This is a genomic window from Spirosoma radiotolerans, assembly GCF_000974425.1.
In the GTDB taxonomy this organism is placed as follows: Bacteria; Bacteroidota; Bacteroidia; order Cytophagales; family Spirosomataceae; genus Spirosoma; species Spirosoma radiotolerans.
In genome coordinates this window covers 321,448-346,008 of the sequence record NZ_CP010429.1, presented here as the reverse complement: position 1 = coordinate 346,008, position 24,561 = coordinate 321,448, and the positions used below count along the sequence as shown (strand labels likewise).

Genomic DNA, 24,561 nt, shown 5'->3' with positions numbered 1-24,561 from the left:
AAAAAAGTTATCCACACATTTAGGCAGAAATGGGCTTACTTGTCCACATTAGCCTGGCAAATACCAGGTCATTTTTTTCAGACAGAATTAACAGGATATGGTGTCAGCAGCGTGTCTAAGAAACCGTCTGTTTAGAACAATCCAGTCTGATTCAGAATCAACCGGTCAATCCTGTCTGAAAAATTTACTATACAAAGAACGGCACGTCTTTCGGTGCATATTTCCGCATACCCTCTTCGTTGATTTCGACACCGATACCCGGCTTGTTGGATAACGGAATGAATCCTTTCTCTACCATCGGCCCGTCGAAGGTGACGATCTCCTTGAACATTGGCTCTTCGTGGAAGTAAATCTGCCACTCCAGAATCAGGAAGTTCGGCACGGATGCGCATACGTGGCTCGATGCCATCGCGCCCAGATACGAGGCCACCATGTGCGGAGCAAACGGCACGTAGTACAGGTTGGCCAGGTTAGCAATCCGCTGCGCTTCGCCCAGACCGCCCGCTTTCTGCAAGTCAGGCATAATAATGTCGACGGCACCTATTTCGAGAAGCTTACGGAAGCCGTGCGCCAGGTAATGGTTCTCACCGGCGCAGATCGGCGTGTTCGACGCTTCCCGGATTTGCCTGTACGCTTCGGGATTTTCGGCCGGGATGGGCTCTTCCAAAAACAGCAGGTTCAGGGGTTCCATCATCTTGGCAACCCGGCGGCCGGTTGTTACGTCATACTTCCCGTGCATATCAACGCAGATGTCGATTTTTGGACCAACGGCTTTGCGGACACCCGCAATCTGGTTGTACATCCGCTCGAGTTCGCCGGGGCTGGCCGTCCAGTTGTAAGCATCGTATTTGTTGGGGTCGTTCCGTTCGTCGATGTCATATTTCACCGCCGTAAAGCCCATATCAACGGCTCGTTTGGCGCTTTTCCCGAACGCATCGGCGCTGGTATCCGTTTCCCGATAAGCGCCGGTATCGCAGTAAACACGAATTTTATCCCGGAATTTACCACCCAGCAGCTGATACACGGGCATACCAAGAGCTTTACCGGTTAAGTCCCAGAGCGCGGTTTCAATGGCCGACAATACAGAAATATATATTCCGGATTGTGCCCCTTCGAAGAAACCCGACTTCCGGACATCTTCAAACAAGCGATTGACATTAAGCGGACTTTTCCCCTTTATACGCTCGCCCATCAGTTTTACCAGATGGTAGGTTCCCACGGAGGCATCGACGGCTTCGCCACAACCCCAAATGCCCTGATTGGTGTGGATTTTAACGAACAGGCTATGTCCACCCCGTGTGTATCCGCATTTGATATCAGTAATTTTCAGGTCGGATGGGGCCGACGATAAGGGCGCGTTATGAACGGCGGTTTCCAGTCCTTCGCCAAACGTTGTTAGTGTACTGGCAGCTAAGGCACTGGCAATGGCTCCTTTGGTTAAGAAAGAACGACGGGATGTTTTCATGATTTAGGAAAGGAATAGGCGTTTGCTTGTGATGTGAGGTTAGTACCAAACAACTGGAAGCTGATTGGTACATAAAGCTACCAGGTACGGGTTTTGAGGTATTCCTGAATTTGTTCTTTTGGTACGGGCAGTTCGCTGACGTGGGCATTGAGCCACTGCGAAAAATCCTTCTCGATCGCATCCGACCAGCGTGAATCAATCTGACCCGGTGTGTACTTCTGCTCCCGCAACCGCAAATGCCCGAACATATCCCGCAAGCGTATAATCTCCGACGTTTTCACCACTTTCTCCGCCAGATGGGGCGGAATGAACGCCACACCACCATCACGGCCCAGTACGATGTCTCCGGGCATCACCATCACCTTTCCGATACGCGTCGGGCGGTTGATGCCCACCAGCGTAGTATTCAAGTTACCCTCCGGATTGTGGTGCGACGGGTGATAACTTCTGAAATACGATGTAAAACCGCCAATCTCTTTTAGTCCGGCTACATCCCGAAGAGCCCCTTCGTAGACAATGCCATTCCCCGTTTTGGCAAAAATCGAGTTGCCCAGGTTATCGCCAATGGTCGGCCCATCTTCGTGCATACCATACTGATCTACCACATACACATCGCCTTTTACGAGCATGTCAATTGGCCAGGCGTTCTGCGATTTTACCCGGCCATCTTTGGTATGTCCTTTTTCGTCGGTTACCCGATGCACATCCGGCCGGCCAGGCATAAACGTTGCGGTGAGGGCGCGGCCTACGAGTACACTATCGGGGTTGATCGTTTGCCAGTCACCGGCATACTGATAGCGGTAGTTTTCGCCTTTCATAACGGCCCAGGCTTCTTCGTGTGTTACGAGTTTCATGCGTTTGATGATCGCATCAGGCACTTTCGGGCGTCCATCGGGGAAACGCTCCCCTTTCCAGTCGGGTGTGAGGAAGATGAGTTCTTCCTTAGAAATCTGCTGCGCAACTGACACCGACGCCAACCCGGTCAGCAACAACACAGCGGTCATTACGATTACCTTTTTCATTCAAAAAATGCGCTAGATTAAGTGTTTAGGACTCGGACGAAATAAGGCATATAAGCGGTGCATCTACCCTTCGCTTGGCTAAGGAATCTGATGAATTAAGTAATATGTCATCCTATGGCTTGACCAATTTACCGCCGTCAAATTCTTGTTGCCAATAAGTAAAGGTTAGTCCAGATATGGTTTATATTTCGAATATTGTTTCACTACGTCTGCCAACCAATGGTTTCAAAGCAAAAAAACACGGCTCTTTTCGTTTCGATCAGCTTATTAACTTTTCTCTTTTCCGGACCACTGTCTGCTCAGGATCTCCGCCCACCCGCCTATCCACTCATTACACACGACCCCTACTTCAGCGTCTGGAGCACCACCGATAAACTAACCGATTCGCCTACCCGCCACTGGACCGGAAAATCGCAATCGCTGGAGGGCATTGTTCGGGTAGATGGCCAGGCGTATCAGTTTCTGGGCGCTGTACCAACAACGTATGAAGCGATTGCCCCAACGGGCGAAACCCAGGCATATCCAGCCAAATACACGTTCAAGAAACCTACTGCGGGCTGGGAGAAAACGGATTATGCCGCCACTGGCTGGACATCAGGAACGGGGCCTTTTGGTGATACACCAGAGGCTAAGACCAAGTGGACCAACAGTGGGCCATCGAACGCATCGACCGATATCTACTACCGGCGGGAGTTCAATTACGACGGCAATGCCGACCCGGCCAAGCTGGTCATGTCCATCAATCACGACGATGATGTGGTCGTTTACCTCAACGGCACGAAGATTCTGGACAAACCCGACTACATCAACGAATACATTTATCTGCCGCTATCGGCCGCTGGCCAGAAGGCCATCCGCAAAGGCAAAAACGTGCTGGCCGTTCACTGTGTGAGTCCACGGGGCGGGTCGTTCATTGATGTGGGTATTTTCAACCCAGTCAAGACAACGGGTGTGACGACCGCCACCCAAACGGGCGTAACGGTATCGGCTACGCAAACGAATTACACCTTTTCGGCCGGACCAGTGAATCTGGCCGTCACGTTCATGTCGCCCCTGCTGCTGGACGAGCTGGAGGTGGTTGCCCGTCCAATTACCTATGTTACCTTCGAGGTTCGGTCGCAGGATCGCAAGTCGCATTCGGTGCAGGTGTTTTTGAGCGAATCCGGCACAATGGCAACCAACACCATCGGACAGGAAGTCGTGCTGAAAGCCGGGCAGGCTCCCGGCCTGATCTACCAAACCGTGGGCACCGAGGCTCAGCCCATTCTGTCAAAAAAAGGCGATAATGTCCGCATCGACTGGGGTTACGCTTACTTAGCCGTTCCGCAGGAAAGCGGTAACCAGACGGGAAATGGCATGGCACCGGGTCTGAAACAGGCCTTTCTGATGACGGGCCAACTCCCCACCGACAATAAGGCGTCGGTACCTGGAAACAAGCCCCGCGCAGCCGCTGACGTAGCCCTCGCGACCGTACTTGACTTCGGTAGCGTGTCGAAACCGGCCGAAAAGCACCTAATGCTGGCCTACGACGACTTGTATTCCGTTCAGTATTTTAAGCAGAATCTTCGTCCCTGGTGGCGACGGGACGAAAAAACAACGATGCCCGCCCTACTGCAAACAGCCGAAAAAGACTACAGCCGCCTGAAAGAGAAGTGCGACAAATTCGACACCAGATTACGCGCCGATGCCAAAAAAGCAGGCGGTAAAGAATACGCCGATTTGTGCGTGCTGGCGTACCGGCAGGCCATTGCCGCACACAAAATTGTAGCGGGCCCGAAAGGCGAAACGCTTTTCCTGTCGAAAGAGAACTTTTCCAATGGCTCGATCGGTACGGTAGATATCACGTACCCGTCGGCTCCGCTGTTTCTGCTGTATAACCCAACCCTGTTGAAGGGCATGATGGAGCCGATTTTCCAGTATTCGGAAAGCGGTCGGTGGAAAAAACCTTTCCCAGCACACGATGTAGGGACGTATCCACAGGCCAATGGGCAAACCTACGGCGAAGACATGCCCGTTGAAGAATCTGGCAACATGCTGCTACTGGCCGGTGCCATTAGCGGAGCCGAAGGTAATGTTGACTATGCCAAACAACACTGGAAAACCCTGACAACCTGGGTCGAATATCTTAAAAAAGATGGCTTCGATCCGACAAATCAATTATGCACCGACGACTTCGCGGGTCATATCGCCCGCAACGCCAACCTGTCGGTGAAGGCGATTCTAGGCATTGCGGCTTATGGTCAGATGGCCGCCCAGTTAGGGGATAAAACAACGGCACAGAGCTATCTGAAAACGGCGCGGGACATGGCCGTGAAATGGCAACAACTCGCCCTCGACAAAACACCTGGCCAGAAAGAACACTATGACCTGACCTTCGAGAATCAGGGCGATACCTGGAGCCAAAAATACAACCTAGTCTGGGATAAACTGCTAGGACTCGACGTGTTTCCGAAGGAAGTGACAGCGGTTGAAGTCGACTATTACCTGACAAAACAGAAACCGTACGGGCTTCCATTGGACAGCCGTAAAACCTACACCAAGTCGGACTGGATCATCTGGACGGCCACGTTAGCCAAATCAGACCGCGACTTCGAAGCGTTTGTAAAACCGGTTTGGAAGTATGTTAATGAAACGCCAACGCGAGTCCCCCTCTCCGACTGGCACGAAACGACAAATGCCAAGCAGGTGGGTTTCCAGGCGAGATCTGTTGTGGGCGGGTATTATATCAAAATGCTGGAAGGGAAGCTGAGTAAGTAATTAATTAAACCACCCCCAACTCCCTTCTTTCAAGGAGGGGCTTGGGGTGGTAAACCGAAACAACCAAGCCTATTCCTTTTAAAGCATGAAAACTCTCCGGCTTTTATTGACTTTACTTCTCCTTCTGTTGGCAGAAGGCCTCACCCATTCACAAACGCCAACACCCACTCAGAATTTACCCCGTGCAGCGCCCATCATGAGCCGGTGGGAAAAACAGCTCACGCCCGAAAATGCCTGGCGTGAATACCCGCGCCCGCAACTGGTTCGTAAGCAATGGCAAAATCTCAATGGCATGTGGGATTATGCGATCACGGCAAAAACAGCTCCGGTCCCAACAGACTTTTCAGGGAAAATTCTGGTTCCCTTCGCGGTTGAATCGACCGTCTCAAAAGTCAACAAAGGGCTCACGGCCGATCAACGCCTGTGGTATCGCCGAACCGTTAACCTCCCTACCGATTGGGCCGGGCAACGCGTCTTGCTCCACTTCGGTGCTGTAGACTACGAATGTATGCTATGGGTCAACGGGGGGCTTGTGGGGTCGCACACGGGCGGGTCCGACGCCTTTAGTTTCGATGTTACGGATTACCTGAAAGATGGGCAGAACCAATTGGTTTTAGGCGTAACAGACCCTACGTCTACCGGCGAGCAACCGCGCGGTAAACAGTTACTGAATCCAAACAGCATCTGGTATACTCCCGTATCCGGTATCTGGCAAACGGTCTGGATGGAGCCCGTGCCAAAGCAAGCCTACATCGAAGAAATTCAGCTAACACCCGAAGTCGACTCAGGACGTATTCGGGTCGATGTATTGCTCGACAAACCAGCTAATAATTACACAACAGCCATTCGATTGACGGCTATGGATGGTAGTCAGACAGTGGCCACCACGCTGGTTCGGGCGGGAAGAACGGCTTACCTATCCCTGAAAAATCCCAAATTATGGTCGCCCGACAGCCCGTTTCTGTACAATTTAAAAGCAGAACTGGTGACTGTTACCGATCCGTTTGGCGAAATGCCCCGTAACCAGCGCCCACGCCAGGATGCGGCCCTGAACAAAGCATTTTCCAGCGCCACGGTGACGGGCAATCCGCTCGATGTTGTCACCAGCTACTTTGCCATGCGTAAAATAGCAATGGGCAAAGGCCCGAGTGTTGCTACGTCGGTAGCCAACCAGCCAGTGCTGTTGCTGAACAACAAATTTGTGTTTCAAAACGGCCCTCTCGATCAGGGCTGGTGGCCTGGTAGCTTGCTGACACCACCATCAGATGAAGCCATGGCGTTCGAAATCGACTTCCTCAAAAAATCCGGTTTCAACATGCTTCGCAAGCACATTAAAGTTGAACCCGACCGCTATTATTACCTCTGCGACAAACTCGGTATTCTGGTTTGGCAGGACATGCCATCGGGTTTTCTGGAAGGTCAGAACGAAGCGCCGGGCGATCAGTCCGAACCCATTCGCCGGTCAAAAGGGAAAGAGCAGTTTGAACTTGAATTGCGCCGAATGATGAACCGGCTACACAACCACCCCAGTATTGTGACCTGGGTCGTGCATAACGAAGGCTGGGGCCAGTACGACAACAAACGACTGGCTGATTGGGTAAAAGCCCTTGACCCAAGTCGGACGGTGAATGCCAGCAGCGGCTGGAACGACTTGGGTGCCGGCGATTTCTATGACATCCATACCTATCAGGAAGAACCACACGCACCAGCGCCCAAAGCCGACCGCGTGGTCGTTATTGGGGAATTCGGTGGTATCGGCTGGCCAGTTCAGGGGCACCTCTGGAATCCTGAGATGCGCAACTGGGGCTACCAGACCTATCAATCGGCCGATGATGTATTAAAAGCCTATCAGAAAAAGTACGCCAAGATCATTGAGTATTATCAGAAACAGGCACTTTCGGCGGCCGTATATACGCAGACGACGGATGTAGAAGGTGAAGTAAACGGGCTACTCACCTATGATCGGGAAGTGATCAAGATTCCGGTCGAAACGCTTCGAAAAATCCACGCGCCATTGTTCAAATAGCCAGTCGCTTTCCCTCCAAGGCCTGAACCGGGCAGCAATTAAAATACCCCTTTCCAGCGCTGGAAAGGGGTATTTTAATTTTATCAAACTTTTAACTAATATATTAGTTGTAAAACTAAATCATTAGTCATATCTTTCAATCGTAATCACTACTATTCATAAAAATCATGCCGATACGTGAACTTACCAAAGCCGAAGAGGAGATTATGCGCGTGCTTTGGCAGCTCAAGAAAGGCTTTGTCAAAGATGTTTTAGCTGAACTGCCTGAGCCCAAACCCGCCTATAACACGGTTTCGACGATTATCCGCATTCTGGAGAAGAAGGAATTAGTGGGCTATACAGCTTATGGAAAAACGCATGAGTATTACCCGCTTATTTCGGAAGAAGAGTACCGGCGTTTCCAAACGGAGCAGTTGATGGCCAATTACTTCGATAATTCGCTCAAGAAGCTGGTGTCATTTTTCGTGCAGGACAAGACGATCAGCCTGAACGAAGCTGATGAAATTATCAAACTCTTAAACAAACAGAAGGACCAATGAACGCGCTCGACTATCTACTTAAAGCGAACCTGTACGGGCTGCTGTTTGCGAGCTGCTACTGGTTCTTCCTGCGTCGGCACACGTTTTTTACGTTGAACCGGGTGTATCTGCTGATGTCGGCGGTTCTGTCGCTGGTTTTACCATTGGCCAGTTTACCTGCGCAAACGGTTGAGACCTTGCCCGCTGACTGGCCGGTACCCGTGGGCGTCATCAACTTACCCGTGACCACTGTGGCTATGGCACCCACCCAAATTAGTCAGGTGAATACAGCGCTCGACTGGCAGCTAATAGCCATGCTTGCGTATGGCCTTATTGCCCTGGTGTTCGTGCTGCGCCTGGCTGTCCGGGTGGGCCGTTTATACTGGCTCATTGAACGATCCGAGCGGCAGGTTCAGGCCAATCACATACTGGTGGTAAACCTATCCGGACAGGCCAGTGCCTCTGACGCACCTACTTTTTCGTTTTTCCGGTATCTGGTTCTTAACCCAGCCGATAAACACAATACCCTCATCATCCGGCATGAGCTGGTGCATATTCGCCAGTACCACAGTGCCGATGTGCTTGGCCTGGCCCTGCTTCGGGCGTTGTTCTGGGCGTGCCCGGCCTTGTGGTTCATCGACAAAATGCTACGGCAGGTACACGAATTTCTGGCAGATAAAGAAGCCAGTCAGCCAACCGAATACGCCCGCTTTCTGCTTGACTACACGTTTGGCCTACAACCCGACGCGCTTACCAACGGCTTTTTTAACCCGCCTTTACTCAAACAGCGTATTCAGATGCTTTATCAGACAGCTACGCCACGCTGGGCACTAGGAAAATATATGCTGGTGCTCCCTCTGATGCTGAGTTTACTGGCCATGACTACCGCCCGGAAAGAGATTAAAACTCTCATCCGTCAGGCAACTGAGGATACAATAACCATTACAGGGCGAATAAAAAGCGCCATAAGTGGAAAGCCGTTGGCAGGGTCTATTGTCTTAATTAGCGGCACAAGAAAAGGGACACAAACAAATGCAAAAGGCTTCTTCACTCTTATAAATGTTCCCAAGAATGCGACATTAAGCGTCAGTTTTGTTGGATTTCAAACGATGACCATACCGGTTGATGGGCGAACAGCGATTAGCGCATCATTAGCCTTGACCGACCCAAACGAACTACCCACTATGGGCGCTACGGCAGCGTATAGAGCCGTCAAACCTAATCCTGCTATGCCGATACGTACACCGCCATCAGTTGATACCATCAATGGTGAGGTGTATAGGGCGGTCGAAGAACGGGCTGTTTTTCCAACGGGTATTCCAGGATTGATGCAATATGTAGCTCACGCACTGCGCTATCCGGAAAAGGCTCGGACCAATGGAATTGAGGGCAGTGTGCTGGTATCGTTCGTTGTATTGCCAACAGGTGCTATCGGCTCAGCCAGCGTGAAAAGGGGCATCGGTGGTGGTTGTGACGCCGAGGCCCTCCGTATCGTGAAACACATGCCGTACTGGCTACCAGCTAGACAAAACGGGCAGGCAGTTGCCACACAGCACGTTTTACCTATTCAGTTTTCACTGGAAAAGAAAACCGAGGATAAACGAACTGGGCAGGTCATGTCTGGCTCAAAAACTAGTTCGGAGCAGCCAGCCGTCAATATTCTGGACAACAACAAACATGACGGTATTGCCTTATATAACGAGATGTTAGCCAACAGTAGAACTCGTTGGAGATACCTACCGGATTCCATTAGAAAATCTAGTTCGAGTGTCACTATTCGGAGTAATGGATTCAGTATAGGTGATCCACTGTATATCGTTGATGGTGTTGAGGCCAAAAATGGCATTGGTTACCTCACCCCAAAAGACATTGACAATGCCACTGTTTTAAAGGGTGAATCAGCCGCTAGCTACGGCGAGAAAGGCAAAAATGGAGTCGTACTCATAACCACAAAAAAGAAATGATCGGCTTCCTGAACTACGCACTTTATCTCACATCGACAGCCCTGATGTGGGCAGGGCTGATGGGTAACTTTTTCAGCCAGCATACACAGAACCTCGCTGGCCGCTCGCCCGTATTCATCCGGGCTAGAAAAGGCTCAATTATTCAGTCAGACACCCTTAAAAAGCAATCAGCAAAGCTTCATACCAAGTCCGTTCATCCAGCAAAGCAAGCCAGCGAAACGCGGTATTCGGCACCGGGCCATTATACCGTTACGGTGCCAAGGGAAAATACGCCCGGTGGCAAGGCCGATTTAATTCTGGTCAATGGCACGAAACAGGTTGATCGGATTGGCGATGTTGATTCGAACACCATTGAGTCGATTGAACTGCTCAAAGACACCAAATCGATTGCCAAGTATAAACTTCTCTACGGCGAAAAAGCGGCAAAAGGCATCGTCATTATTCATCTTAAAGGAACGAACACGCTATGAACGCTCTTCCCTATCTCCTGACGGCCAGCCTATATTTGGCCCTTTTCTACGGTTGCTACGGCCTGCTTCTTCGCCGAAATACCTTTTTTGGCCTGAACCGCGTCTATTTACTAGTATCAGTGGTTCTGTCGCTTCTGCTTCCACTAGTCGAGTTGCCGGGTGGTACAGCGAATTCGTTGCCTGTTGGCGCCATTACACTACCGACATTTGTGGTAGGTAACCCGCATCCATCCCAGAATGATGGCCTCACCACAGCGCACTGGATCTGGCTGCTTTACGGCTTTGGCGTCATCGTGATGCTCGTACGGCTTGGTGTACATTTGCGAGCGGTGTTTGCCCTGATTAAGCGGGGAACTGTAGAGAAACGGTCGGAGTATACGCTCGTTCTACTGCCTGATGACTCGAAAAGTCAAACGCCATCTTTTTCCTTCGGACGGTATTTAGTGCTGAATCATTCCGATGCCCTCACCCAACCGGAGGTATTGATGCGCCACGAGAAAGCCCACATTCGCCAGCGCCACACTGCCGACATTCTCTTTATCGAACTGGTGCGGGCCATGTTCTGGTTGAACCCCCTTCTTGGGCTGTACAAAGGTGCCCTGCAGGAAGTTCACGAATTTCTGGCCGACCGGTCGGTTCTGCAAACACCCCAACCCGACTATCCGCGCCAGTTGGTAGCCTACGCTCTTGATATTCCATCCGCGGCCTTAACAACCCCTTTTGTCTCTAAATCAACCCTTAAACAACGCATCGTTATGCTACAAAAACCGCAAACAAACCGCCGGGCTCTACTCAGTTATGCCCTCGTACTCCCACTGGCCGCTTTACTGACCATGTGTACCCAATCGGAGCAGGATCAGACCGCCCTCACAACAGCCGACGCTTCGGCTCAAAAAACGGTGAAGGTAGAAGGTGAAATCTTTACCGTTGTCGAAAACCAGCCCGAATTTCCGGGAGGCATGAAGGGATTAACAACTTATATGGAGAAGAATCTGAAATACCCCGAAGCTGCGCAGAAGGCGAATGTTCATGGACGGGTGTTTGTTAGTTTTATTGTCACGAAAATGGGTGAAATTACCGATGTACAACTTCTAAAAGGGATTGGCTACGGTGCTGATGATGAAGCGGTGCGGGTCGTACAAAATATGCCTAAATGGACACCCGCCAAGCAAAATGGTCAGCTTGTCAATGTGAAGTATAATCTGCCGATCAACTTTCAGGCGGATGAGGCAACGCCGGTTACAAATGAGTCAGCTTTTAAGGGTATAGATGTATTTTTGGTTGATGGAAAGCCCGTTACCGAAAAAGAATTCAAGGCTATTTCACCAGACAAAATTGCCCGGATGGATGTAGATACGCCCAACAAGAGGGTTTCTATTACCACCAAATAAGCTACATCCATCCAAACAGTTTTACCCATTTCGTGCCCTGGTGCTGATTAATCAGCACCAGGGCACGTTCTTTTTATCCACTTAATGAACCAAGAACGCCCGCTCATTCCTTAGTAGTAGATAATCGTTCTCTGCTACCAATGAATCGCATTTTATACTGGTTCCGTAACGACCTTCGTCTGCACGATAATGAGGGATTTGCTCGCGCGCTTGACGACGCCGATCAGGTACTGCCCGTCTTTGTGTTCGACCCACGCTGGTTTACGCCACACCCTCGGCTGGGCTTTCCGAAAACAGCGGTTTTTCGGGCTAATTTTCTGCTTGAAAGCGTTGCCGATCTTCGCCAGTCGCTTCGAAACAAAGGAGCCGATCTGATCGTACGAATTGGAAACCCAGCCGAGGTGCTGGCCGAACTTGCCAGCGAAATCAGCGCATCAGCCATTTATACGAGCAAAGAGATTACACAGGAAGAAACTGACATGGAGTCGAAATTGAGCAACAAACTTAAACCGCTCAATATCGACATTAAGTTCTTCTGGATGAGCACACTTTACCATGTCCGGGATTTACCGTTTACGATCTCGCGGCTACCCGACGTGTTCACGCAGTATCGGCATCAGATCGAGAAAAGCGTCAGGATTCGGCCAACGTTTCAAACGCCGGAAGCTGTATCACTCGTGCCCAATGTGTGGCCCAGCGATATGCCTACGTTGACAACACTTGGTTTCGATAGCGAAGCCAGGCAACAGATTGAACACCCAGATTCACGACGGGCGATAGCCTTTCAAGGGGGCGAACACGTAGCGCTTGACCGGCTTAACCGCTACCTGTGGCAAACGGATCGGATTACTACCTACAAAGAAACCCGCAACGGGCTTCTCGGCGATGACTATTCGAGTAAGTTTTCGGCCTGGCTGGCCAACGGATGCCTGTCGCCCCGGTTCATTTATGAAGAAATAACGCGTTACGAAAACGAGCGGGTTAAGAATGAGTCGACGTACTGGCTGATTTTCGAGTTACTGTGGCGCGATTTTTTCCGGTTCGTCGCCCTGCGGTTCGGTACCCGAATCTTTAAGAGCAGCGGGATCAAACATGACCTGAATCGAAAATTCATTCAGGATGAAGCGCTATTCCAGCGGTGGGCAGAAGGTAATACCGGCATCCCGTTTATCGACGCCAATATGCGCGAGATGAACGCCACCGGATTTATGAGCAACCGCGGCCGACAAAACGTTGCCAGTTTCCTGGTCAGCGACCTCGGCCTTGACTGGACCTGGGGAGCGGCTTATTTTGAAAGCAAACTCATCGACTACGACCCATGTAGCAACTGGGGTAACTGGAACTATGTAGCCGGTGTGGGCAATGACCCACGCCAGTTCAGCAACGGGCAACCACGCTATTTCAACATCTACAGCCAGGCCATGCGGTACGACGAGCAAGGCAATTATGTGAAACACTGGCTTCCGGAATTGGCTCGGGTACCCGCTGAGCTGGTGCATCTTGTTTCGAACCTAACGGCCGCGGAGCAGGAACAGTACGGCGTGGTACTGGGTATCGATTACCCGTCACCGGTTGTCGATCCGAATAAGTGGATTACGAATCCCTCCCCTTAATCTGCGCCTGCGTTCAGATGAATGCCTTTTCTACATCTGATTCTTCGCCCAGCGTTGCAACCTTTTTCGTAACGCAGTGACCAAACTCTTGCTTCATTGATCACTCCATGGTTCGTGTCCTCACGAACCATCTATCCGGCAGGAAACTCTGGCTGATTCGTGAGGACACGAACCATAGAAATAGATTCATGACACGAGGTTTTGCGAACTGAGCGGGCGGCCCCGCTGACTGCATGGACAGATACCAGTTAAAGATTCTTCTCGATGAAATTGGTCAGCATTTGGTAGAGGTGAAGCCGCGTGTTGCCACCATAAATACCGTGATTGCGGTTCGGGTAATAAAACGACTGGAACTGCTTGCCAGCCGCAATGAGCGCATCTTCGAAGGCAATAGAGTTTTGAAAATGGACATTGTCATCGCCGGTGCCGTGAATGAGCAGGTACGGCCCGCTTAGTTTAGCCGCGTGCGTGACCGGGGAGTTATCGTCGTAACCCGATGCGTTTTCCTGTGGACGTTTGAGGTATCGTTCTGTATAAATCGTGTCATAGAAGCGCCAGTTCGTAACGGGTGCCACCGAAATGCCCGCCTTGAATACATCCGCGCCCAGCGTCATGCAGAGCGCGCTCATATAGCCGCCGTAACTCCAGCCCCAGATACCAACGCGAGCCGGATCGACGAAAGGTAATGTTTTCAGATAGCGCGCTGCGGCTATTTGATCTTCGGTTTCGAGTTTGCCAAGTTGCGCGTAGGTAGCCGTACGAAAGGCGGCCCCCCGCGCCCCGGTCCCGCGCCCGTCGACCGATACAATGATATAGCCTTTTTGCGCCAGTGTCTGATACCAGAAAAAATCGCGGCTGTCCCACTCATTCTTAACCGTCTGCGAGCCCGGCCCACCATAAACAAACATCAGAACAGGGTGCTTTTTTGTCCCTGTGCTATCGAACTCTACAGGCCGAATCATCCAGCCATTTATGGGCGTACCATCGGCGGCTTTGGTCTGGAAAAACTGTTTTGGGGACAACGCATAGGTCGTCAACCGCGTTTTTAGGGTTTCGTTTGACTCCAGTACGCGTTGGTCGTTAAGTGATTGGGTATCCCGTAACGTAACCCTTACAGGGGCGTTGGCAGCCGTATGATACAACAGATAAAATGCGAGATCAGGGCTAAAGTTGGCGGTATAGGTGCCAGCTTCACTGGTCAGTTTTTGTTTGTTCCGGCCATCCAGCCCAATACGGTACAAATGCCGGTCGAGCGGTGAAGCTTCCGTAGAGGTAAAAAAAACGGTGCCCGTCTTCTCATCGACACCCGATACGGTAGCCACCTCAAAATCACCCGATGTGATGGGTTGCATCAGTTTACCACCCATGTCGTAGCGATACAGATGCTTGTAGCCACTGCGTTCACTACTCCAGAGAAACGATTTACCATCGTTCAAATACGTCAGGTCATCGGTAAATTCCAGGTCGACATACGTAGGGCTGGTTTCGGTTAATACCGTTGTGGCCTGCCCGGTAGTAGCATTGACATGCAGTAAATCGAGCTTATTCTGCAGGCGGTTCATCCGCCGAACGGAGAGCAGGTTTGCGTTTTCTGTCCATTGAATCCGGGGCAGGTAGGTATCCGTCTCTGTGCCTGTTTGCGCCTGTACTTTTTTGCCCGTCAGCACATCCGCTATCCAGACCGTTACAACTGAATTGGCTTCACCCGCTTTGGGGTATTTGAACCGATATTCTACCGGATACAAACCACCCCAGATCTGCATGTCGTATTCGGGCACACGGCTTTCATCGAACCGTATCCAGGCCAGGTGCTTGCTGTCTGGCGACCATTCGAAGGCACGCGCCATGCTAAATTCTTCTTCGTACACCCAGTCCGCTCCGCCGTTGATGATGGCATTCTGTTTACCGTCCATCGTTAATTTGGTTTCCTTCCGGGTGCCCAGGTCAACGACAAACAGGTTGTTATCGCGCATGAATGCAACGCGCCTGCCATCGGGCGAGAAAGTCGCATATTGTTGTTTTCCGCCCTTACTCAGGGGCACTAATTGACGCGTACGGAGGTCATACACATAAAACTCGGCCTTGCTCGATCGGCGATAAATAGGTTCTTCCTGCGTTGTAATGAGCATTTTCCGCTCGTCTGCCGAAAGTTGATAGCCGTCTACCGTAACTTTTTTCCCGCTTCCCGACACGGTTGCCTGCCGGGCATCGAAAAGCGTTTCTACCGGCGCACCAGTGGTGATGGTAAACTTAATAATCTTGCCGCCATCGAGGGTAGTATAAAAACCGCCGGTTTTCATCCAGTTCACCGCTTCTACGGTACGTTGGTTGAAGACGCCCTGGTTACGTCCCCAGATGTCATCGAGCGAAACCGTTTTCAATGATTGACTACTGGCCGAAAACGTAATCAGCAACAAGGTCACTCCTGTCAGAAAGCGCCGGATTTTCATGGTATCAGTTTGTTAATGATGGCTACAAACAGAACGGTTCGCCGTTGCAGTGGCGGACCAACGCAACGGCGAACCGTTCTGTTTGTACTGAGTTTATTTCACTGTTTCGGCGGGAACGCTGCCTGGCAACAAGCCTTTGCGTTTCAGTAAAGCGTCGGTAAAGCGCAGGTCGTTATCGCTGGTGAAAATGTTAAATGGCAGGTACAGAAACTGCGCTTTCGAGAGGCCTTTTGTAACGGTTCTGGCAATCCAGTTGGCCTTTACATTCGACATCGCTTCGGCATTATCCAGAAACAGGATGTAGGCATCTTTGTCCTTGATCACGCTATCAATCTGGCTCCACTTCAAAATGCCGCCTTCTTTGGCATTGATGCGCATTAAAATCTGACGGCTATCAATTTCATAAACGTATTTCTGAAACAAGGCTTTGCTTTGTTCCATCTGCGCAATACCGGTAATCTGAACGGCCCAGAAAAGCACATATAGAATGGTGAGCAACACAATGACAATATAAATCCAATAATTTGGATACACGTTTGTCAAGTTCAGAACCACATTCAGCACAATAAGAGCCAGGGGCACAAAGGCCCACTTCCAGTTCTCTTTTACCCACTGCCGTAAGGCGATATTAATATACGTTTTTTGGTCTAACGCGTATTTTTTAGTCTTAACAATCATAGTACCTCTACATGAAAGTGCAAAGATAAGAGAAAGATATAGGATAAGAGATGTATGAGGCAGGATATAGGGTGTATGATGTATTGCTTTCGCGGTCAGATACACCCTATATCCTGCCTCATACATCTCTCTCTACTCTTTCCTGAAGTGCAGGGCATTGATCGCGTATTGGTGATCGGGCGTCTGACGCATGAGGACATAGACCGAGAATACCTGCCCGCCGGTCTCATAGGTACCTGTGGTGTAACGAAGTTTATCCGACGCTCCCCGATAAACGAATTGGAAACCGTGGGGCGGGTACTTGCGAAAAAAAGAGCGTAAGATCAATTCAGCGTGGGTAGCTTGCAACGCCTGAAAGTCAACGTTTTCGGTGTCAATAACCAACTCGATCGTTTTGGCAAAACGCGCTGATAACCGAACGGCATCGCCATTCCGTAACGATGTACCCACCATTTGAGTAATATCAGTTTCTGATGGGGCCTTGCCGGAATGCAGGCAGACCAAAAGGCTGAAAACAAAACTAACAAGCATGTTCATAGATGGCTAAAGCTTCACTAGCTTTCCACCACTAAAGGCGAAAATTGTGCCAACTAAATACATTGCCAATCGTTCATTGGCTAATGGCTTTTTCTCCATCTTTACAGCGCCAATAATTTTGTTGATTTACCGATGAATACCGTCCAGCCGACGCTTATCCTGAATGCCGAGCAGATCCGTCAGAAAATCAGGCGGATAGCTTTCCAGATTTATGAAAATAACTTTGAAGAACCGGCTCTGCTACTAGCCGGTATTTCGGGGGAGGGTTATGTACTGGCACAAGCATTGGCAAAAGAATTGCAGACCATCGCTCCTTTTTCAGTCAACCTGCTTAAACTTAATCTCGATAAGACACAGTTGGCCCAACCGCTTGTGCAGGCTGACCAGCCCGCCACTGCTTATACCGATACAGTCGTTATTGTAATCGACGATGTTTTATATACTGGCCGTACGCTGGCTTTCAGCTTACAGCCTTTCCTGGCTGTGCCCGTTCGCAAGTTGCAGGTTGCTGTTCTGGTGGATCGTAATCACCCGCGCTATCCTGTTTCTGCCGATTATAAGGGGTATGAGCTAAGTACAACCCTCACCGAACACGTCGATGTGGTGCTCAGCGATGAAAGTCGTATGGGCGTTTATTTGACGTAGCACCTAATTAAATCAAACGTGGTAAGAAGCTGACGCATAGAAACTTTATATGTCAGCTTCTTACCACGTTTGATTTGCTAGTTCACGCTCTTGTGCTGCGAATGAGGCCAACACCGGCAAAGAAAAAGATGCCACCTAAAATGACATACACAAAAGAGGCTTGAGACACACCCCCCTTGGTGAAGTCGATACCACCGTAAATAAGACCGATTAAACCGACAAGTGTCAGCATAATACCCAATGCACTTTTAGCGTTCATACGTCGAGTTTTTTAGTGAGAATGACAGGTTACCGGGTGAATAACTATCATCCGCCAAAATCCTCCCAAAAATTATGCTTTCCGGTCAATGCTTTACTCCAGAAGCACCATAATATCTTCCTTCGTCAACGACTTCATGAAGTTTTCTTCTGTCGTGACCAGGCTCCCGGCCAGCTGCTGTTTGGCTCGTTGTAGCGATAGGATTTTCTCTTCGACCGTGTTTTTAGCAATGAATTTATACGTGAATACCGTTTTCAATTGCCCGATGCGGTGCGCCCTGTCTACAGCCTGCGCTTCAATGGCCGGATTCCACCAGGGGTCCAGAATAAATACATAATCGGCAGCGGTCAGATTGTGGCCCAAACCACCCGCTTTCAGTGAAATCAAAAACAGCTTTACCGAATCGTCGGTCTGAAATAGCTCCACCTGGCTCCTGCGGTCAACTGTAGATCCATCCAAATAGGCGTATCGGATGTTTTTCTCTTTCAAATACTGTTGAACGACATTCAGGTGCTTAATGAACTGGCTAAAAATCAGCACTTTATGATTCTCGGTCATGGCCGTCTCCAGCCGCATCAGCATATCATCCAGTTTACCCGAATCGCCTTCATAATCCGCATCGACCATGCGCGGGTGATTGGCAATTTGCCGCAGTTTGGTCAACCCCTGCAGGACGATCATCTGCGATTTGGCAATGCCTTCTTCTTCGATCCGCTCCAGAATCAGGTTTCGATAATACGATTTGGCCTCTTCATACTGAGCCGACTGGTCGGGGGTCATATCGCAATATAGGACACTCTCTACTTTAGCTGGCAGATCCGTCGCGACTTGCGCCTTGTTTCGTCGGAGCATAAACGGCTTAATGAGCGCGTATAATTTTCCGGTTTTTGCTTCATCGTGCTTTTTCTCGATCGGAATCTGAAACTCATTCCGAAAAAAGGACTGACTTCCCAGCAAACCTGGATTAATGAATGACATCTGCGACCAAAGATCCATCGTGCTGTTTTCGAGTGGTGTTCCAGTCAGAATCAGCCGATGGCTTGTATTGAGTTGCATCACCGCCTTTGTAATGTGCGACGACGGATTTTTGATCGCCTGCGACTCATCCAGTATAACATAGTTGAACCGGTAATCACTCAACAAATCAATGTCGATCCGGACGATACCATACGAGGTCAAAATCAAATCATACTCATCGAATTGAGCGGTGTTTTTTTCACGGTATGTACCGGTGTAAACCATCACCCGTAGATTGGGCGTGAATTTTCTGGCTTCCAGTTCCCAGTTGTATAACAACGACGTGGGCATAACCAGTAAGCTCGGTCGGGCTGCGTCCGGTTCGGTAGCGCCCGCTTCTTTTTGACCCTGGAGCATGGCCAGGGTCATAACCGTTTTACCCAAACCCATGTCATCGGCCAGGCAACCGCCGAACCGGTATTGGCGCAGGAAATTCATCCAGTCATAGCCCGCCTGTTGATAGGGTCGCAGGCTCCCGTTGAAGCCTTTGGGTAGCGGAAACCGCTCGATTTCTTCGAAGTTGCGTAAGCGTTCGAGCTTTCGGCTGATGATGGTTGTGGCCAGATTATCCCGTTCCAGTTCCTGCACCAGCGCCAAATGGTATTTCTGCAACACCAGTCGGCCATCATCATCAATCCCATCGGCATGTTCCAGAAAACCAAACAGTTCGGAATACTTGGTAAACCAGGCATCGGGAATAACAGCGATCTCACCGTTGGGCAGCGTGAACTCGTGTTTTTTATTAAGGATAAGCGTTCGTAACGTCAAAAATGGAATCTCAAACTCACCGAAACGAACGTTGGCATAAATATCGAACCAGTCGCGCCCTTCTTCAATAGACACCTTAATGCTCGAATAACCGAGAAAGTAGCGCTTGGTGTCCTGCGCATCCTGCCGAAGTAAAAACCCGGCTTCCTGCAGTTGGCTATTGTTGTTCGAGAGCCATGTGAAGGCTTCGGCCTTCGACACAGCGAGCCGGCCATGGCGTAAATCCAGTCCAGCGTCCTGTAGAAAGGTAAGCTTGTTCCGTTCCAGACGCTGATCCCGACGTATTTTATGAAAAATGTACTCGTCGTTTTTCTTTTCCAGACTTACATTGGCCGACGCGCCGGAACTCTCGAACCGAAACATAAAGTCGCCATATTGGAACGAGAGATCGAACACCATACGCTGGTTTGTGCTCTCCTCACTATCGCCTGCCTCCGGGCCACCCTGAAATACAGGAACGGCTACGGAGCGGCTCGACTGCACCATCTCCGAAACTGTCAGAACGGGCACCGGTTCGATGGCTTCGGTACGAATTTCAAAACCCTTGGCATATACGTCATACGAAGCAATCAGGGGCGTGACGAAGCGCTCGTAGTATTGCTGTTCAATGTTTCGGGGAATAACGATATGATTTTTCGTGAAGAACGGCCGTAGCTTTTTGCCATCCACGTTTTTACTGAAATGATAAAGCCGGTTGCCCACCATCAGATAGGCGGGTTCATCGCAAATCATCAGGGCATCCTTAAACTGGAATTCAACCCGTTCGGTTTCGCTGGTCTGGCCATCTTTCGCACCACCTTCGCGAGGAGTAATCGGATAGCGAATAATCGGAAAATAGTGCGTCGACTCGGCATTACGGACAAAGTGAAAATGCACACGTGCCGGTTCGGGCATCCAGACGATTGGCTCCCAGGCAGGATTACCGTCATTTCCCATAATATAGAAAGGCTTACCTGGCAGCAACGCCATAATTTTAGCCTTAACTGTTTCCAGGTGCCCGCCAATGGTTTCCTGGATTAGTTTATCGCCCTTTTGTGGGTCGTATATTTTCAGGAAGAAATCAACGGCCGGTAACTTCTTGGTATTGAACTTTTTAACGATAAAATCCTGCTGAATACTATCAATCAGTTTTACTAAATCGAAATCCCGATCGTCCAGTCCTTTGGCAAACTCGCTGACGTTTTGGGTAGATAATGTCTGATTTTGTAAGGTCAGTTCGCCCTTACTGTTGCGCTGCACCACAAAAGCCTCAATCAGATAACCCAGAAACTCGTGATCCAGTAATGAATACACGATTTGAAACGGCTGCAAAGGCGATACTTTCATGATAACAATATCGTTCAGGCCAGCCCGCTGGGGGTTGAGTAGAACGCCGGGAATAGGTGAACAATTTCAGAAAAGAAACTGCGTGGATAATATGGTTGATACGTGTAGAAAGACGACCAAAATGCGCTCATAATGAGCGCATTAACCTCCGCCTACATTTATCAAAGGTGTCAAATATACGAATCAAAATAAAATGTACAAGTGAGAATTTGACAAAATCAGTAAACGGGAAATTACTGAAGTAAACCTGTTGTAATGGCGTAAAATAGGAGCAAAAATTAACGTGTCAATTAAGCAAAGGGTATGGCAGTCAGTATGCATACAGATTCAGGGACTTATGCTTATGTATTCTTAAAATGCCTTGTTTAACAAGTGCTAAACAGTCTGAATGAACTAGCAAATAAGTCACCAGTCTTATCGTAAGCAAACTGTTTTTCAAACTTTTTGACGCGAATAAATCGGCTGGCGAACTATGCTAATTTAAGTCAAAAATAGCTATATTATAAGTTGATTATAGTCCTGATTTTGGTTATTTTTAATCTATGAAACACATCTCCATCCTCATCCCTAAAGGGCACAGTAGTTTAACAAATATTGAGGGCTCTCACCAGATATTTTCTGAAGTAAATAGCTTTCTGATCAGTATGGGAAAGCCTCCTGTATTTACCATTCAATTCGTTGGCCTTTCAAAAGAAACCTCACAACGAAATGGCTTATTTACGGTGAATCCAGATTTTTTAATAAACGATATAAAGAAGACAGATTTAATTATTATTCCGGCATTGCACGGTGATCCCGTAAAAGCAATCGAACTAAATAAAGCCTTTATTCCCTGGATTTTACAGCAATACAAACAGGGCGCTGAAATTGCCAGCTTTTGTATAGGCGCCTTCTTTCTGGCTTCTACGGGTCTATTGAAAGGCAAACAATGTGCCACTCACTGGAAGCTGGCCAACGAATTTCGAAGCATGTTTCCGGATGTCCATCTTGTCGATGATAAAATAATGACCGAAGATGGCGGTATTTACACCAGTGGGGGCGCTTATTCGTATTTAAACCTACTGGTATACTTAATCGAAAAATATGTGGGGCGGGCTATGGCTATTTTAACGGCGAAAGCATTTATGATTGATATCGACAGAAATAGCCAATCCCCTTTTATTATTTTTCAAGGTCAGAAAAATCATGAAGATGAGCCTATAAAAAAAGCGCAGGAATTTATTGAAACTAATTTCCAGGATAAAATATCCGTTGATCAACTGGCCGATAGGTTTGCCATAGGTCGGCGTAGCCTAGAACGTCGGTTCAAAAAAGCGACCTCTAATACCGTTAGTGAATACATTCAACGGGTAAAAGTTGAAGTCGCCAAAAAGAATTTAGAAACCAGCCGAAAAAATATAAATGAAGTCATGGATGACGTTGGCTATTCTGATATAAAAGCCTTCCGGATTATTTTCAAAAAAACGACGGGCATGACGCCCACCGATTATAGAAATAAGTATAACAAAGAAGCTATTTTTTCTTAGGGAAGTTTATGCTGAAACAGTACAAATATACTTTATGAAATAACATGAGTCATCCCGAATTTTTCAGCTAAGTGGTCTGGTGCCGGTGGTGCCTGGCAAAAGTAGTCATCGGGTACGTGTTGGCCATAGTCTTTGACTAGGGCCGGGTGTTCTCCGGCCTCTGACCGGTTTTCATCACGCCGGTCAGAGACCGGAGAACGCACCGACATAGTCAAAGACTATGCCGAGCATCACCAGCCATTTAGTTAGCTCAACCCATCATTAGAGCCGATTAAAAAATTCGGGATGACTCATGCTATTTCATATAGCACTGTTGGCCGCTTACCAACGTCACAAACTGTTCTAGAAGAAATTAGGTCGTGCTTCACTCCTCAGCCAATGTAGCTCATATTCATAGCCCCCATGTATCTTTTGTCATATTAATCAAGAAATGATTTCACTCCTCTGGGTAGAGCAAACCCGAAAGGATTAGCTTCCATTCTTGGATCTGGATAAATCTTGCCTTCATGTAACATAGCTGGGCAAAATTTATCATGTTTCGTGTCAGTCACAAACATAGCGGAGCCAGGTTTGTCATTTTTAGTTATCATAATACCGTCTCCAACTCGGCCGTCGTATTGAGAAGGATTGCTAAGCTGATAGATGACATTCCCCTTTTCGTTCACTCTCACTTTAGTAAACTTAATGCCATTGGTTTCAAGAATCTTAGTGGTCAAGGCCGTTAACTGTCCATGGCGCATACCAATGTGCCCAAGTGAACCTACGCCCCATTCACCCGGTATTGAAACTATTCCATGGCCAACTGCCTTCTCAAGGTCATCAATTAGAGGTCCCCAATCCTCTTCATTTTCGGATGGATAAATCGTTATAAACTTATTAGTTTCACCAAAAACACCTGGCTCTGTATCTACCTTGTGGTTGAATTTATGTCTGTCTAATATAGGCAATACTTTCTCTAAAACTGTAAATGCTGACTCCAGTGTAGCACCTATATGGGCCTTCCAACCCACATGCGGATCAAACGAGTTATTATTTTTTACCCAGTACTGACCTGTATCCTTGTATTCTCGATCTGACAAAAAGTGTTTTAAAGCTGATTTGTATTCTTCAGGATCAATCGATATACTTTTTGGTTCGGAAAATCTTTTCTGTTCCTTTTTGTCATCATCAATAATTATTCGTCCACCATTGTCAAGCCATATTGCCTCCGAATAAATTTCATTTTCCAGACTAATGATTTCACTTAGTTTGTTGCTGTATTTGTTTGTTTCCTTATCTCCTTTTGCATTATTTACCTTTTTATGGGCCGTTTTGAGCCATTCTACTTGTAATTTCCTGATTTCCAGCAAGAGTACTTTTTTATTTTGCTGATTGTTAGTTTTGTTATAATTTTCAATTAGCGTTTTTATTTTACTTCGTTTGCCGCCAAAAAGCCCGCTGCTTTTTCTACTCATAGGAGTAAGGTTTCCGCCTATGGAGCGTTGCCCTGTTGATCTAGCCTCATAACCCGGTCCGCTCGCACTGGTGCCTTTCTTATCTAATGCTTTAACTTTTTCGTAGAATGATCTGATTGGCTCTCTTTCCATTGTCTTCTTCTCATGTTACACATATGTAAGTTGATCCCTGAAGAGTCGAAAATCAATCTATTTCAAACAAATGGTGTATATTATAAAAGCGACCCTACCCACGAATTGACTATGATCAAAATCAAGAAGGAAAAAATGAATCGTGTGTTTACCAAGTACCACATTAAAGGATTGCCCTTTGACCTGGTGATTCACCACTTCAAATCAGTTGCCGGAGAGAATGCCCATGATCACCCCTTTGCGTTCCAGAGCATTATCCTGTATGGTGGCTACACCGAACGGATCTACACACCAACCGGAGAGTCTTATGACGTATTTCGCGCTCCTGGTTCAACTCATACGGTAGCTGCCGACTGCATCCATGAGTTGATTGATCTACCCAAAGGTGAATGCTGGACAGCCATATTGCCACAGGCCAAAACAAGAGAGCCGGGGTTCTGGAAGTTTGACGAGAAAGGCCCATGGTTTCGTCAGTGGAATAAGCGCTGGAGTAGAGTTAAATAAATCAGCTATTTACTTAACTCATAAATCCCTTACCAAACC

18 protein-coding genes are annotated in these 24,561 nt (G+C 48.6%); 10 read left to right on the top strand and 8 right to left on the bottom strand.

The window, feature by feature from the left end; genetic code table 11:
- Positions 1-187: 187 nt before the first annotated feature.
- Positions 188-1,465, bottom strand: a complete 1,278-nt coding sequence (locus SD10_RS01460) for a mandelate racemase/muconate lactonizing enzyme family protein (protein WP_046375356.1) — start codon at positions 1,463-1,465, stop codon at positions 188-190.
- 77 nt (positions 1,466-1,542) lie between these two features.
- Complete coding sequence (locus SD10_RS01455) at positions 1,543-2,487, bottom strand: RraA family protein (RefSeq protein ID WP_046375355.1); 945 nt, start codon at positions 2,485-2,487, stop codon at positions 1,543-1,545.
- Positions 2,488-2,706: 219 nt separating this feature from the next.
- On the opposite strand from SD10_RS01455, the gene SD10_RS01450 reads away from it, so the two are divergent.
- The 7 genes from SD10_RS01450 to SD10_RS01420 all read left to right on the top strand — a co-directional run bounded on the left by SD10_RS01450 (position 2,707) and on the right by SD10_RS01420 (position 13,226).
- Entirely contained in the window at positions 2,707-5,244 is a 2,538-nt protein-coding gene (locus tag SD10_RS01450; protein WP_046375354.1) for a glutaminase family protein, read from the top strand.
- Between the two features lie 85 nt (positions 5,245-5,329).
- Positions 5,330-7,270 carry a glycoside hydrolase family 2 protein gene (locus tag SD10_RS01445; RefSeq protein WP_227699112.1) on the top strand — a complete coding sequence of 647 codons (1,941 nt, stop codon included), beginning with the start codon at positions 5,330-5,332 and terminating at the stop codon, positions 7,268-7,270.
- Positions 7,271-7,437: 167 nt separating this feature from the next.
- Positions 7,438-7,809, top strand: a complete 372-nt coding sequence (locus SD10_RS01440; RefSeq protein ID WP_046375353.1) for a BlaI/MecI/CopY family transcriptional regulator — start codon at positions 7,438-7,440, stop codon at positions 7,807-7,809.
- Positions 7,806-9,752 (top strand): M56 family metallopeptidase, encoded by a 1,947-nt coding sequence (locus tag SD10_RS01435; protein WP_046375352.1) that lies wholly within the window; start codon positions 7,806-7,808, stop codon positions 9,750-9,752. The genes SD10_RS01440 and SD10_RS01435 overlap by 4 nt, the downstream gene beginning before the upstream one ends.
- On the top strand, positions 9,749-10,222 hold the full coding sequence (locus SD10_RS01430) for a hypothetical protein (protein ID WP_046375351.1): 474 nt from the start codon (positions 9,749-9,751) through the stop codon (positions 10,220-10,222). Before SD10_RS01435 ends, SD10_RS01430 begins: the two co-directional genes overlap by 4 nt.
- Entirely contained in the window at positions 10,219-11,613 is a 1,395-nt protein-coding gene (locus SD10_RS01425; protein ID WP_046375350.1) for a M56 family metallopeptidase, read from the top strand. Before SD10_RS01430 ends, SD10_RS01425 begins: the two co-directional genes overlap by 4 nt.
- Before the next feature lie 140 nt (positions 11,614-11,753).
- On the top strand, positions 11,754-13,226 hold the full coding sequence (locus SD10_RS01420; protein ID WP_046375349.1) for a DASH family cryptochrome: 1,473 nt from the start codon (positions 11,754-11,756) through the stop codon (positions 13,224-13,226).
- Positions 13,227-13,474: 248 nt separating this feature from the next.
- On the opposite strand, the gene SD10_RS01415 is transcribed toward SD10_RS01420, so the two are convergent.
- The 3 genes from SD10_RS01415 to SD10_RS01405 all read right to left on the bottom strand — a co-directional run bounded on the left by SD10_RS01415 (position 13,475) and on the right by SD10_RS01405 (position 16,885).
- A complete protein-coding gene (locus SD10_RS01415; protein WP_046375348.1) occupies positions 13,475-15,676 on the bottom strand; it encodes a S9 family peptidase in 2,202 nt (733 codons plus the stop codon).
- A 93-nt stretch (positions 15,677-15,769) separates the two neighbouring features.
- A complete protein-coding gene (locus tag SD10_RS01410; RefSeq protein WP_046375347.1) occupies positions 15,770-16,354 on the bottom strand; it encodes a YcxB family protein in 585 nt (194 codons plus the stop codon).
- 132 nt (positions 16,355-16,486) lie between these two features.
- Positions 16,487-16,885, bottom strand: a complete 399-nt coding sequence (locus SD10_RS01405; protein WP_316933124.1) for a DUF4783 domain-containing protein — start codon at positions 16,883-16,885, stop codon at positions 16,487-16,489.
- A gap of 138 nt (positions 16,886-17,023) precedes the next feature.
- Between SD10_RS01405 and SD10_RS01400 the strand changes: the two genes are divergently transcribed.
- On the top strand, positions 17,024-17,536 hold the full coding sequence (locus tag SD10_RS01400; protein ID WP_046375345.1) for a phosphoribosyltransferase family protein: 513 nt from the start codon (positions 17,024-17,026) through the stop codon (positions 17,534-17,536).
- Positions 17,537-17,618: 82 nt separating this feature from the next.
- Here the strand turns inward: SD10_RS01400 and SD10_RS29795 are convergent, their stop codons facing one another.
- Positions 17,619-17,795: a hypothetical protein gene (locus SD10_RS29795; RefSeq protein ID WP_169750806.1), complete on the bottom strand. Its 177-nt coding sequence runs from the start codon at positions 17,793-17,795 to the stop codon at positions 17,619-17,621.
- Positions 17,796-17,888: 93 nt separating this feature from the next.
- Positions 17,889-20,906, bottom strand: a complete 3,018-nt coding sequence (locus SD10_RS01395) for a DEAD/DEAH box helicase (protein WP_046375344.1) — start codon at positions 20,904-20,906, stop codon at positions 17,889-17,891.
- 542 nt (positions 20,907-21,448) lie between these two features.
- Between SD10_RS01395 and SD10_RS01390 the strand changes: the two genes are divergently transcribed.
- A complete protein-coding gene (locus SD10_RS01390) occupies positions 21,449-22,432 on the top strand; it encodes a GlxA family transcriptional regulator (RefSeq protein ID WP_046375343.1) in 984 nt (327 codons plus the stop codon).
- Positions 22,433-22,851: 419 nt separating this feature from the next.
- Here SD10_RS01390 and SD10_RS01385 read toward each other — a convergent pair whose 3' ends face one another.
- On the bottom strand, positions 22,852-24,018 hold the full coding sequence (locus tag SD10_RS01385) for a class III lanthionine synthetase LanKC N-terminal domain-containing protein (protein ID WP_046375342.1): 1,167 nt from the start codon (positions 24,016-24,018) through the stop codon (positions 22,852-22,854).
- A gap of 111 nt (positions 24,019-24,129) precedes the next feature.
- On the opposite strand from SD10_RS01385, the gene SD10_RS01380 reads away from it, so the two are divergent.
- On the top strand, positions 24,130-24,522 hold the full coding sequence (locus SD10_RS01380; protein ID WP_046375341.1) for a hypothetical protein: 393 nt from the start codon (positions 24,130-24,132) through the stop codon (positions 24,520-24,522).
- Positions 24,523-24,561 lie beyond the last annotated feature (39 nt).

Bases quoted from the DNA above. Each gene is read 5' to 3' on its own strand.
- SD10_RS01460 (WP_046375356.1), bottom strand. From the start codon at position 1,465: ATGAAAACATCCCGTCGTTCTTTCTTAACCAAAGGAGCCATTGCCAGT.
- SD10_RS01455 (WP_046375355.1), bottom strand. From the start codon at position 2,487: ATGAAAAAGGTAATCGTAATGACCGCTGTGTTGTTGCTGACCGGGTTG.
- SD10_RS01450 (WP_046375354.1), top strand. From the start codon at position 2,707: ATGGTTTCAAAGCAAAAAAACACGGCTCTTTTCGTTTCGATCAGCTTA.
- SD10_RS01445 (WP_227699112.1), top strand. From the start codon at position 5,330: ATGAAAACTCTCCGGCTTTTATTGACTTTACTTCTCCTTCTGTTGGCA.
- SD10_RS01440 (WP_046375353.1), top strand. From the start codon at position 7,438: ATGCCGATACGTGAACTTACCAAAGCCGAAGAGGAGATTATGCGCGTG.
- SD10_RS01435 (WP_046375352.1), top strand. From the start codon at position 7,806: ATGAACGCGCTCGACTATCTACTTAAAGCGAACCTGTACGGGCTGCTG.
- SD10_RS01430 (WP_046375351.1), top strand. From the start codon at position 9,749: ATGATCGGCTTCCTGAACTACGCACTTTATCTCACATCGACAGCCCTG.
- SD10_RS01425 (WP_046375350.1), top strand. From the start codon at position 10,219: ATGAACGCTCTTCCCTATCTCCTGACGGCCAGCCTATATTTGGCCCTT.
- SD10_RS01420 (WP_046375349.1), top strand. From the start codon at position 11,754: ATGAATCGCATTTTATACTGGTTCCGTAACGACCTTCGTCTGCACGAT.
- SD10_RS01415 (WP_046375348.1), bottom strand. From the start codon at position 15,676: ATGAAAATCCGGCGCTTTCTGACAGGAGTGACCTTGTTGCTGATTACG.
- SD10_RS01410 (WP_046375347.1), bottom strand. From the start codon at position 16,354: ATGATTGTTAAGACTAAAAAATACGCGTTAGACCAAAAAACGTATATT.
- SD10_RS01405 (WP_316933124.1), bottom strand. From the start codon at position 16,885: ATGCTTGTTAGTTTTGTTTTCAGCCTTTTGGTCTGCCTGCATTCCGGC.
- SD10_RS01400 (WP_046375345.1), top strand. From the start codon at position 17,024: ATGAATACCGTCCAGCCGACGCTTATCCTGAATGCCGAGCAGATCCGT.
- SD10_RS29795 (WP_169750806.1), bottom strand. From the start codon at position 17,795: ATGAACGCTAAAAGTGCATTGGGTATTATGCTGACACTTGTCGGTTTA.
- SD10_RS01395 (WP_046375344.1), bottom strand. From the start codon at position 20,906: ATGAAAGTATCGCCTTTGCAGCCGTTTCAAATCGTGTATTCATTACTG.
- SD10_RS01390 (WP_046375343.1), top strand. From the start codon at position 21,449: ATGAAACACATCTCCATCCTCATCCCTAAAGGGCACAGTAGTTTAACA.
- SD10_RS01385 (WP_046375342.1), bottom strand. From the start codon at position 24,018: ATGGAAAGAGAGCCAATCAGATCATTCTACGAAAAAGTTAAAGCATTA.
- SD10_RS01380 (WP_046375341.1), top strand. From the start codon at position 24,130: ATGATCAAAATCAAGAAGGAAAAAATGAATCGTGTGTTTACCAAGTAC.